Origin of the sequence: Pseudomonas sp. fls2-241-TYG-175, assembly GCF_030209155.1 — a bacterium.
GTDB classification, from domain to species: Bacteria; Pseudomonadota; Gammaproteobacteria; order Pseudomonadales; family Pseudomonadaceae; genus Aquipseudomonas; species Aquipseudomonas viridiflava.
This window is the reverse complement of record NZ_JARVSO010000013.1, coordinates 213337-224176: the sequence shown is the minus strand read 5'-3', so window position 1 is coordinate 224176 and position 10840 is coordinate 213337. Positions and strand designations below refer to the sequence as shown.

At 55.2% G+C, this 10840-nt stretch carries 10 protein-coding genes, 4 tRNA genes and 1 rRNA gene; all 15 read left to right on the top strand.

The genetic code is table 11. The annotated features are described in order from the left end of the window. Window positions 1-118: 118 nt before the first annotated feature. The 15 genes from rrf to rpoB all read left to right on the top strand — a co-directional run bounded on the left by rrf (window position 119) and on the right by rpoB (window position 10806). Window positions 119-234, top strand: a 5S ribosomal RNA gene (rrf, locus tag QRN20_RS11565). 136 nt (window positions 235-370) lie between these two features. After that, window positions 371-1330, top strand: coding sequence for a bifunctional biotin--[acetyl-CoA-carboxylase] ligase/biotin operon repressor BirA (birA, locus tag QRN20_RS11560; RefSeq protein ID WP_029241918.1), 960 nt, complete (start codon window positions 371-373; stop codon window positions 1328-1330). Further along, complete coding sequence (locus tag QRN20_RS11555) at window positions 1320-2069, top strand: pantothenate kinase (RefSeq protein WP_029241917.1); 750 nt, start codon at window positions 1320-1322, stop codon at window positions 2067-2069. The genes birA and QRN20_RS11555 overlap by 11 nt, the downstream gene beginning before the upstream one ends. 7 nt (window positions 2070-2076) lie before the next feature. Next, window positions 2077-2505, top strand: coding sequence for a hypothetical protein (locus QRN20_RS11550; protein WP_025995603.1), 429 nt, complete (start codon window positions 2077-2079; stop codon window positions 2503-2505). Between the two features lie 142 nt (window positions 2506-2647). Further along, window positions 2648-2732, top strand: a tRNA-Tyr gene (locus QRN20_RS11545). A gap of 24 nt (window positions 2733-2756) precedes the next feature. Further along, window positions 2757-2830, top strand: a tRNA-Gly gene (locus QRN20_RS11540). Between the two features lie 26 nt (window positions 2831-2856). Next, a tRNA-Thr gene (locus tag QRN20_RS11535) sits at window positions 2857-2932 on the top strand. A gap of 164 nt (window positions 2933-3096) precedes the next feature. Continuing rightward, a tRNA-Trp gene (locus tag QRN20_RS11530) sits at window positions 3097-3172 on the top strand. A 46-nt stretch (window positions 3173-3218) separates the two neighbouring features. Then, the gene (gene secE, locus QRN20_RS11525) at window positions 3219-3587 is read left to right on the top strand and encodes a preprotein translocase subunit SecE (protein ID WP_004883646.1); all 369 of its coding nucleotides are present in this window, start codon (window positions 3219-3221) and stop codon (window positions 3585-3587) included. 9 nt (window positions 3588-3596) lie between these two features. Further along, window positions 3597-4130 (top strand): transcription termination/antitermination protein NusG, encoded by a 534-nt coding sequence (nusG, locus tag QRN20_RS11520; RefSeq protein ID WP_003317113.1) that lies wholly within the window; start codon window positions 3597-3599, stop codon window positions 4128-4130. Between the two features lie 118 nt (window positions 4131-4248). Further along, on the top strand, window positions 4249-4680 hold the full coding sequence (rplK, locus tag QRN20_RS11515; protein WP_004883650.1) for a 50S ribosomal protein L11: 432 nt from the start codon (window positions 4249-4251) through the stop codon (window positions 4678-4680). Then, window positions 4680-5375, top strand: a complete 696-nt coding sequence (gene rplA, locus QRN20_RS11510; RefSeq protein ID WP_004883652.1) for a 50S ribosomal protein L1 — start codon at window positions 4680-4682, stop codon at window positions 5373-5375. The genes rplK and rplA overlap by 1 nt, the downstream gene beginning before the upstream one ends. Window positions 5376-5571: 196 nt before the next feature. Further along, on the top strand, window positions 5572-6072 hold the full coding sequence (gene rplJ, locus QRN20_RS11505; RefSeq protein WP_004883655.1) for a 50S ribosomal protein L10: 501 nt from the start codon (window positions 5572-5574) through the stop codon (window positions 6070-6072). 74 nt (window positions 6073-6146) lie between these two features. Next, on the top strand, window positions 6147-6512 hold the full coding sequence (rplL, locus tag QRN20_RS11500; protein ID WP_004883656.1) for a 50S ribosomal protein L7/L12: 366 nt from the start codon (window positions 6147-6149) through the stop codon (window positions 6510-6512). 220 nt (window positions 6513-6732) lie between these two features. Next, complete coding sequence (rpoB, locus tag QRN20_RS11495; RefSeq protein ID WP_029241916.1) at window positions 6733-10806, top strand: DNA-directed RNA polymerase subunit beta; 4074 nt, start codon at window positions 6733-6735, stop codon at window positions 10804-10806. The last annotated feature ends 34 nt before the right edge of the window (window positions 10807-10840 follow it).

The window sequence follows — 10840 nt, the reverse complement described above, 5'->3', positions numbered from 1 at the left end:
ACAGATTGCGGTGACTGTGAAGACGACACGAACCGAAAGTTTGCGTCACGAACGATACCGATATCACATACCCAATTTGCTGAATCGCGCCGCACGGCACGCTTCGGTACCCGAATTTCTTGACGACCATAGAGCATTGGAACCACCTGATCCCATCCCGAACTCAGCAGTGAAACGATGCATCGCCGATGGTAGTGTGGGGTTTCCCCATGTGAGAGTAGGTCATCGTCAAGATTAAATTCCGAAACCCCTCATCGCTTACGCGGTGAGGGGTTTTGTCTTTTCTGCGTTTCAAAAATCCAGCGTTCGTTTCTATGCAGCGTGCTTCCGCGTGGCTATCATGCGTGCCTTATTGCAAGGCGATCCTTACATGTTGACGTTGTTGAAGCTTATTGCTGATGGGGCCTTTCATTCAGGACAGGTCTTGGGAGATGCCCTCGGAATCAGCCGAAGCGCGGTCTGGAAACAGCTTCAACTGCTCGAGACGGATCTGGGTATCGAAATTCATAAGGTACGTGGGCGTGGTTATAAGCTATCCACGCCTGTGTCTTTGCTGGATGGCGACGCGTTGTCGCGTCTAGGCCTTCCCGATGGCTGGACTTTTCATACGCTCGACTCTGTTGACTCAACCAATGCCGAAGCTGCACGGCTTATCTCTCGTGATTGCAGCATGCCTGCTCTCGTTCTGGCTGAGCGACAAAGCTCAGGCAGGGGGCGTCGTGGTCGTAAGTGGGTAAGCCCTTTTGCGGCCAACATGTACTACAGCCTTGCGCTGCGTATCGACGGCGGTATGCGCCAGTTGGAGGGGTTGAGCCTACTCATAGGTCTTGCCGTCATGACTGTGCTTCGCGATATGGGCGTTGAGCGTGCAGGCCTTAAATGGCCCAACGATGTCCTCGTAGGTAGAAAGAAGATCGCCGGAATACTGCTTGAGTTGATCGGAGACCCTGCTGACGTCTGTCACGTGATCATAGGCGTGGGGGTCAACGTAAATATGCAGCTTTGCGCCGAGGTTGATCAGTCCTGGACGTCTATCCGTCTCGAGACCGGTGCCCTTGTGGATCGCAATGAGCTGGCTGTTCGCATGAGTCAAAAGATTGAGTCGTATCTGGTTGAGCATCGTCAAAAGGGATTCGAGGCATTTCGTGATGAGTGGGAGTGTGGTCACTTGTGGCAGGGCTCGGCCGTCACGTTGCTCTCGGGTGTCGAGCCTGTAAACGGTATTGTCTTGGGTATCGATGCGCTCGGCGCATTGCGTTTGGAAGTGGATGGCGTGGAAAAAAGCTTTAGCGGTGGTGAGCTCAGCCTGAGGTTGCGCGATGATTCTTGAACTTGACTGTGGCAACAGCTTCATCAAGTGGCGTGTAACCTCGCGAGGCGATGCTGCGGTACTGGCGGGTGGTGTCGTCGATTCGGACAGTGCCTTGCTGGGCAATCTACAGAAGCTGCCGGGCCTAGCGTTGAGTCATTGTCGTCTGGTGAGTGTGCGCAACGCTGTAGAGACGGAGGCGCTGGTGTCGATACTTGCCAGTGAATTCGCTGTCAGTCCGGTCTGCGCTTTGCCAGCGCGTGAGCTGGCAGGCGTCGTGAACGGCTATGAGGAATTCGAGCGACTTGGGCTTGATCGCTGGCTGGCCTTTGTCGGTGCCTACCATGGCGTTCGAAAGGCTTGTCTGGTCATCGATCTCGGTACTGCTGTCACTTCTGACTTCGTGGCTTCTGATGGCAAGCACCTGGGCGGTTTCATATGCCCGGGCATGCCTCTGATGCGTGATCAGCTGCGCACCCACACACGTCGTATAAGGTATGACGATGCAACAGCGCAGCGAGCTCTTACGGATCTCGTTCCCGGTCGTTCTACTGCTGAGGCGGTAGAGCGTGGCTGCTCTCTGATGATTCGTGGTTTTGCGATGACGCAGCTGGAAATTGCGCGAGAATATTGGGGCGAGGATTTTGCCGTATTCATCACGGGCGGTGATGCGAGTCTGATCGCCGATGTTCTCCCGGGTGCTCGTATTGTTCCTGATCTGGTTTTTGTCGGTCTGGCCCTGGCTTGCCCGCTGCCCTGAGGTTTCTATGCGTTGGTTGTTTCTTCTTCTGTTGATGTTGAATGGCTTCTACTACATCTGGCATCAACAAGAGGCGCCTCTGCGGGCGAAGGAAGTGCTTCCGCTGGCATTGCATCGCGCTGCGCAGCAGGACATACGCTTGCTGAGTGAGTCTGATCCTGCGCATCTGCCCCGAGATGCCGATTCGAACTGCCTTTACCTGGGCGGTTTCTCACGCCAAGAAGACGCTCGCGCGGTGGAGCAGCGGCTCAATAGCCTGGATATCCAGTCGCAGTTCCAGGCTCTGCAGCCCGGCGCCGGTGCGGGTTACTGGCTGAAAATCGCGCCTGAAAGTCGACGTCTTGTCGAGTCTGGAGTCATTAACCAGCTGGCTCAGGACTTCCCTCAGTTAAAAAACAAAATAATGTCATGTGAAGGCATTGCAACTGCAGAATAGTTTGCATAGAATGGCGCCCGCTTCGCAGTGAGGTGTAAGTCTCGCGAACGAAGTGGAAATGGTCAACGCATGTAACCTCAGGTTTTTACTGAGAAAAAGGTTGACAGAAGGGTGGCATGAGTTGAGAATGCTGCCCTGCTCAGGAGGGGTTCCCGAGCGGCCAAAGGGATCAGACTGTAAATCTGACGTCTACGACTTCGAAGGTTCGAATCCTTCCCCCTCCACCAGATTTAGCGCGAGCTGCAAATTGCGCGGGTATAGTTTAGTGGTAGAACCTCAGCCTTCCAAGCTGATGATGCGGGTTCGATTCCCGCTACCCGCTCCATGTTTGCAGCTTATGCAGATTGTATTGCTCTTGTAGCTCAGTTGGTAGAGCACACCCTTGGTAAGGGTGAGGTCAGCGGTTCGAATCCGCTCAAGAGCTCCATTGCTAAAGGCAGATATGAAAATATCTGCCTTTGTTTTAGGTAGACGCGCATTGCGCGGTTTGCCTAGAGCTGTTCAGGTCTGCGCCATTGGTTGGTGGGATTTGAATAAGGTGTTGAAATACTGTTGTCAGGTCCGCATAATGGTCGGCCTGATTTTGCTTTTAGGTCAGTAGCTCAATTGGCAGAGCGACGGTCTCCAAAACCGTAGGTTGGGGGTTCGATTCCCTCCTGACCTGCCAGATTCCCTAGATGTAATCTGGCTTTCTTTTCACAGGATCTCCGTAGATGAATCCCAAGGCTGAAGCATCAGACTCTCGCTTCGATATGCTGAAGTGGCTCCTCGTAGTCGTTTTGGTCGTCGTGGGTGTCGTCGGCAATCAGTACTATTCTGCTGAGCCGATCCTGTACCGTGTTCTCGCTCTCCTTGTTATCGCTGCTGCAGCTGCGTTTGTCGCTCTGCAGACTGGCAAGGGCAAGTCCTTCTTCGTTCTGGCGAAGGAGGCACGTGCCGAGATCCGTAAAGTCGTTTGGCCTACTCGCCAAGAAACCACGCAGACCACGCTGATTGTTGTGGCTGTTGTTCTGGTTATGGCGTTGCTGTTGTGGGGGCTTGATTCCCTGCTCGGCTGGCTTGTTTCCTTGATTGTTGGCTAAGGGTGTCCCGTGGCTAAGCGTTGGTACGTAGTGCATGCTTACTCGGGTTACGAGAAGCATGTCATGCGCTCGTTGGTCGAGCGTGTGAAGCTCGCAGGCATGGAAGATGGCTTCGGCGAAATTCTGGTTCCCACTGAAGAAGTGGTTGAAATGCGTAATGGCCAGAAACGCAAAAGCGAACGCAAGTTCTTCCCTGGTTACGTGCTGGTTCAGATGGACATGAATGAGGGTACTTGGCACTTGGTCAAGGATACCCCGCGTGTCATGGGCTTCATCGGCGGTACCGCTGATAAGCCTGCACCTATCACCGACAAAGAGGCAGAAGCGATTCTGCGTCGTGTCGCCGACGGTAGCGACAAGCCAAAGCCGAAGACTCTGTTCGAGCCGGGCGAGGTTGTTCGCGTTACCGACGGTCCGTTTGCCGATTTCAACGGTACGGTCGAAGAAGTCAACTACGAAAAGAGCCGTATCCAGGTGGCGGTGCTCATTTTCGGACGCTCTACTCCGGTAGAGTTGGAGTTCAGTCAGGTCGAAAAGGCATAACTGAGCTGGAATCCCATACCCCGCAGCCTAAGGCTGTGGGGTTTTTTCGTCACTGGGATATACGCGTAAGCAACCGGGGAGCCTTTATTGGCGCTTGTACCCGTAATTGGAGTGCCTCATGGCCAAGAAGATTAGTGCATACATCAAGCTGCAAGTGAAAGCCGCTCAGGCTAACCCAAGCCCGCCAGTAGGCCCGGCTCTGGGTCAGCACGGTGTGAACATCATGGAATTCTGCAAAGCGTTCAACGCCCGTACCCAGGGTATTGAGCCAGGCCTGCCGACTCCAGTGATCATCACTGTATACAGCGACCGTAGCTTCACTTTCGAAACAAAAAGTACCCCTGCGTCGGTTCTGCTGAAGAAAGCTGCAGGTCTGACCAGCGGCTCGGCTCGCCCGAACACCGTTAAAGTTGGCACCGTGACCCGTGCTCAGCTGGAAGAAATCGCAAAAGCAAAAAATGCGGATCTGACTGCTGCTGACATGGATGCGGCCGTGCGTACCATCGCCGGTTCCGCTCGTAGCATGGGCCTTAACGTGGAGGGTGTGTAATGGCTAAGCTGACCAAGCGTCAAAAGGCAATCGCTGGCAAGATCGAAGCTGGCAAGGCCTACAACTTTGTAGACGCAGCTGCTCTGCTGACCGAGCTGTCGACTGTCAAGTTCAGCGAGTCCGTTGACATCGCTGTAAACCTGGGCGTTGACCCTCGTAAATCCGACCAGGTAGTTCGTAGCGCTACCGTTCTGCCGCACGGCACTGGCAAAACTGTACGCGTTGCAGTTTTCACCCAGGGTCCTGCTGCTGAAGCCGCTCTGGCTGCCGGCGCTGATCGCGTTGGTATGGACGACCTGGCTGCCGAAATGAAAGCTGGCGACCTGAACTACGACGTGGTTATTGCTTCCCCGGACGCAATGCGTGTTGTGGGTCAGTTGGGTCAGGTTCTGGGTCCTCGCGGTCTGATGCCTAACCCGAAAGTCGGCACTGTTACTCCTGACGTTGCTAACGCCGTCAAGAATGCCAAGGCTGGTCAGGTTCGTTATCGCACCGACAAGAACGGCATCATCCACACTTCCGTTGGCAAGGTCGGCTTCGACGCCGTCAAGCTGAAGGAAAACGTTGAAGCACTGATCGCTGATCTGAAGCGTATCAAGCCTGCTTCCTCGAAAGGTATCTACGTCAAGCGCGTTACTCTGAGCACCACTATGGGCCCAGGCCTGGTGATCGATCAGGGCTCGCTGGACGCGTAAGACAAAGGCGGCACGTCTGACGTGCCGCCAAAAAAATTGGGGTCCCTGCCTGGCGGGGGCTATCCAAGACCGTAGGCGGCGCAAGTCTTAAAACTCAAGCCTACGCAGATGGTGCTCCCGGTTCCTTACCGAATCAGACACCAAAACGACATCAGGCTTCGGCCAGGTGAAACGGTAACAAGCAGGAGTTAAACCCGTGGCAATTAAACTCGAAGACAAGAAGGCCATCGTCGCTGAAGTCAACGAGGCTGCCAAAGCTGGTCTGTCCGCAGTCGTGGCTGATGCCCGCGGCGTGACAGTTAGCGCTATGACCGGACTCCGTAAAGAGGCTCGTGAAGCTGGCGTTTACGTACGTGTTGTACGTAACACCCTGCTCAAGCGCGCTGTTGCCGACACTGATTTCAGTGTCCTCAACGACGTGTTCACAGGCCCGACCTTGATCGCATTCTCCAACGAACATCCGGGCGCTGCTGCTCGTCTGTTCAAGGAATTCGCAAAAGGTCAGGACAAGTTCGAGATCAAGGCAGCTGCGTTCGAGGGCAAGTTCCTCGCAGCTAATCAGATCGATGTACTGGCAACCCTGCCGACCCGTGACGAAGCAATTTCTCAGCTGATGAGCGTGATTCAAGGCGCTACCAGCAAGTTGGCTCGTACTCTGGCGGCTGTTCGCGACCAGAAAGAAGCAGCTGCAGCCTAAGGGTTCGCCGCTTCTCGCGTTTTTTGTTTTTTTCGATGGTCGCGTAGGCCGTCCCCAAATCAGGAATTAGAGTCATGTCTATCTCTCAAAACGATATCCTCGAAGCCGTTGGCAACATGTCCGTAATGGAAGTTGTTGAGCTGATCAAAGCTTTCGAAGAAAAATTCGGCGTTACTGCTGCCGCTGCTTCGGCTGGTCCAGCTGTTGCTGCTGCTGTTGTTGAAGAGCAAACTGAATTCAACGTCATGCTGCTGGAAGCTGGCGAGAAGAAAGTTAACGTCATCAAGGCAGTTCGTGAACTGACCGGTCTGGGCCTGAAAGAAGCCAAGGCAGTCGTTGACGGCGCCCCAGCAATGGTCCTGGAAGCTGTTGCCAAAGACGCAGCTGACAAAGCCAAAGCTACTCTGGAAGAAGCAGGCGCTAAAGTCGAGCTGAAATAAGCATCGATTTGAGTGTCCAGCCCACGCATCTAGCGAAAGGCTGATGGCTGGTGGCTTTTGCCACCGGCCTTTTTCCGTTATAGACGATTGGCGCGGCCAATGTCTGTAACGTGCAAGACCCACCGATGACGGTGGCGCAAACCAAGGGGTTTGCACGATTTTCTGGCTGCTTCCGTCGGGAGGGAGCCAAACAAGCAGGTGACCAAGCTGGGGAACGCTGATGGCTTACTCATATACTGAGAAAAAACGTATCCGCAAGGACTTTAGCAAGTTGCCGGACGTAATGGATGTGCCGTATCTCTTGGCCATCCAGCTGGATTCGTATCGCGAATTCCTGCAGGCGGGAGCGACCAAAGATCAGTTCCGCGACGTCGGTCTGCATGCAGCCTTCAAATCCGTTTTCCCGATCATCAGCTACTCCGGCAATGCTGCGCTGGAGTATGTAGGTTATCGCTTGGGCGAACCGGCATTTGATGTCAAGGAATGCGTGCTGCGCGGTGTGACTTACGCTGTACCTCTGCGAGTCAAGGTTCGTCTGATCATCTTCGACAAAGAGTCGTCGAACAAAGCGATCAAGGACATCAAAGAGCAAGAAGTCTACATGGGTGAAATCCCCCTGATGACTGAAAACGGTACCTTCGTAATCAACGGTACCGAGCGCGTTATCGTGTCTCAGCTGCACCGTTCGCCTGGCGTATTCTTCGACCACGACCGTGGCAAGACGCACAGCTCCGGTAAGCTGCTGTACTCCGCTCGTATCATTCCTTACCGCGGTTCATGGCTGGACTTCGAGTTCGATCCGAAAGACTGCGTATTCGTCCGTATCGACCGTCGTCGCAAGCTGCCTGCGTCCGTACTGCTGCGCGCATTGGGTTACACCACCGAGCAAGTGCTCGATGCTTTCTATACCACCAACGTATTCCATGTTCGCGGTGAAAACCTGAGCCTGGAGCTGGTGCCTCAGCGCCTGCGTGGTGAGATTGCTGTCCTGGATATCCTGGACGACAAAGGCAAGGTCATTGTCGAGCAAGGTCGCCGTATTACTGCTCGTCACATCAACCAGCTGGAAAAGGCCGGGATCAAAGAGCTCGAAGTGCCGCTGGACTACGTCCTGGGCCGCACCACAGCCAAGGTCATCGTGCATCCGGCTACCGGCGAAATCATCGCCGAGTGCAACACCGAGCTGAACACTGAAATCCTGGCCAAGATCGCCAAGGCTCAGGTTGTTCGCATCGAAACGTTGTACACCAACGACATCGACTGCGGTCCGTTCGTCTCCGATACATTGAAGATCGATTCCACCAGCAACCAACTGGAAGCGCTGGTCGAGATCTATCGGATGATGCGTCCTGGCGAGCCACCAACCAAGGATGCTGCCGAGACTCTGTTCAACAACCTGTTCTTCAGCCCGGAGCGCTACGACCTGTCGGCTGTAGGCCGGATGAAGTTCAACCGTCGTATCGGTCGCACCGAGATCGAAGGTTCGGGCGTGCTGTGCAAGGAAGACATCGTAGCGGTCTTGAAGACCCTCGTTGACATCCGTAACGGCAAAGGCATCGTCGATGACATCGACCACCTCGGTAACCGTCGTGTTCGTTGCGTTGGTGAAATGGCCGAAAACCAGTTCCGTGTAGGTCTGGTGCGTGTAGAGCGCGCGGTCAAAGAGCGTCTGTCGATGGCAGAGAGCGAAGGCTTGATGCCTCAGGACCTGATCAACGCCAAGCCAGTCGCTGCAGCGGTGAAAGAGTTCTTCGGTTCCAGCCAGCTTTCCCAGTTCATGGACCAGAACAACCCGCTGTCCGAGATCACCCACAAGCGTCGTGTCTCTGCACTCGGCCCTGGCGGTCTGACTCGTGAGCGCGCTGGCTTTGAAGTTCGAGACGTTCACCCGACTCACTACGGCCGCGTATGCCCGATTGAAACGCCGGAAGGTCCGAACATTGGTCTGATCAACTCGTTGGCAGCCTACGCTCGCACCAACCAGTACGGTTTCCTCGAGAGCCCGTACCGCGTTGTTAAAGAAGGTCTGGTTACCGACGAGATCGTTTTCCTGTCGGCAATCGAAGAAGCGGATCACGTCATTGCACAGGCTTCGGCCGCAATGAACGACAAGCAAGAGCTGATCGACGAGCTGGTTGCGGTACGTCACCTCAACGAATTTACGGTCAAGGCACCTGCCGACGTTACCCTGATGGACGTTTCGCCCAAGCAGGTTGTATCGGTAGCAGCGTCCCTGATCCCGTTCCTTGAGCACGACGACGCCAACCGTGCGTTGATGGGTTCCAACATGCAGCGTCAGGCTGTACCTACACTGCGTGCTGACAAGCCGCTGGTCGGTACCGGCATGGAGCGCAACGTTGCGCGTGACTCCGGCGTTTGCGTCGTGGCTCGTCGTGGCGGTGTGATCGACTCGGTTGACGCCAGCCGTATCGTGGTTCGTGTTGCTGACGACGAAGTTGAAACAGGTGAGGCCGGTGTAGATATCTACAACCTGACCAAATACACCCGTTCCAACCAGAACACCTGCATCAACCAGCGTCCGCTGGTGAGCAAGGGTGATCGCGTTCAGCGCAGCGACATCATGGCCGATGGTCCGTCCACCGACATGGGTGAGCTGGCACTGGGTCAGAACATGCGCATCGCGTTCATGGCCTGGAACGGTTTCAACTTCGAAGACTCCATCTGCCTGTCCGAGCGTGTGGTTCAGGAAGATCGCTTCACCACGATCCACATTCAGGAACTGACCTGTGTGGCCCGTGACACCAAGCTTGGCCCAGAGGAAATCACTGCCGACATCCCGAACGTGGGTGAAGCGGCGCTGAACAAGCTGGACGAAGCCGGTATCGTTTACGTGGGTGCCGAAGTCGGCGCCGGCGACATCCTGGTCGGCAAGGTCACTCCGAAAGGCGAGACCCAGCTGACTCCGGAAGAAAAGCTGCTGCGTGCGATCTTCGGTGAGAAAGCCAGCGACGTTAAAGACACTTCCCTGCGCGTACCGACCGGTACCAAAGGTACTGTCATCGACGTTCAGGTCTTCACCCGTGATGGTGTCGAGCGTGACGCACGTGCACTGTCCATCGAGAAGTCGCAACTCGACGAGATCCGCAAGGATCTGAACGAAGAGTTCCGCATCGTTGAAGGCGCTACATTCGAGCGTCTGCGCTCTGCCTTGGTCGGTCGTGTTGCAGAAGGCGGTGCTGGCCTGAAGAAAGGTCAGGAAATCACCGACGAAGTCCTCGACGGTCTTGAGCATGGTCAGTGGTTCAAGCTGCGCATGGCTGAAGATGCTCTGAACGAGCAGCTCGAAAAAGCTCAGGCCTACATCGTCGATCGTCGCCGTCTGCTGGACGACAAGTTCGAAGACAAGAAGCGCAAGCTGCAACAGGGCGATGACCTGGCACCTGGCGTACTGAAGATCGTCAAGGTCTACCTGGCAATCCGTCGTCGCATCCAGCCGGGCGACAAGATGGCCGGTCGTCACGGTAACAAGGGTGTGGTCTCCGTGATCATGCCGGTTGAAGACATGCCGCACGATGCCAACGGTACGCCGGTGGATATCGTACTCAACCCGTTGGGCGTACCTTCGCGTATGAACGTCGGTCAGATCCTTGAAACCCACCTGGGCCTCGCGGCCAAGGGCCTGGGTGAGAAGATCAACCGCATGCTCGAAGAGCAGCGTAAAGTGGTTGAGCTGCGCAAGTTCCTCACCGAGATCTACAACGAGATCGGTGGCCGTCAGGAAAACCTGGACGAATTCACCGACCAGGAAGTTCTGGATCTGGCGAAGAACCTGCGTAACGGCGTTCCGATGGCCACTCCGGTGTTCGACGGCGCCAAGGAAAGCGAAATCAAGGCAATGCTCAAGCTGGCTGACATGCCAGAGAGCGGCCAGATGCAACTGTTCGACGGTCGCACAGGCAACAAGTTTGAGCGTCCTGTAACAGTTGGCTACATGTACATGCTGAAGCTGAACCACTTGGTGGACGACAAGATGCACGCGCGTTCCACTGGTTCTTACAGCCTGGTTACCCAGCAGCCGCTGGGTGGTAAGGCACAGTTCGGTGGTCAGCGTTTCGGGGAGATGGAAGTGTGGGCGCTGGAAGCATACGGCGCGGCGTACACTCTGCAGGAAATGCTCACAGTCAAGTCGGACGATGTGAACGGTCGTACCAAGATGTACAAAAACATCGTGGACGGCGATCACCGTATGGAGCCGGGCATGCCCGAGTCTTTCAACGTGTTGATCAAAGAAATCCGTTCGCTCGGTATCGATATCGATCTGGAAACCGAATAACACGTGACGTGAATCGGGAGCAGGGCGTAAATCC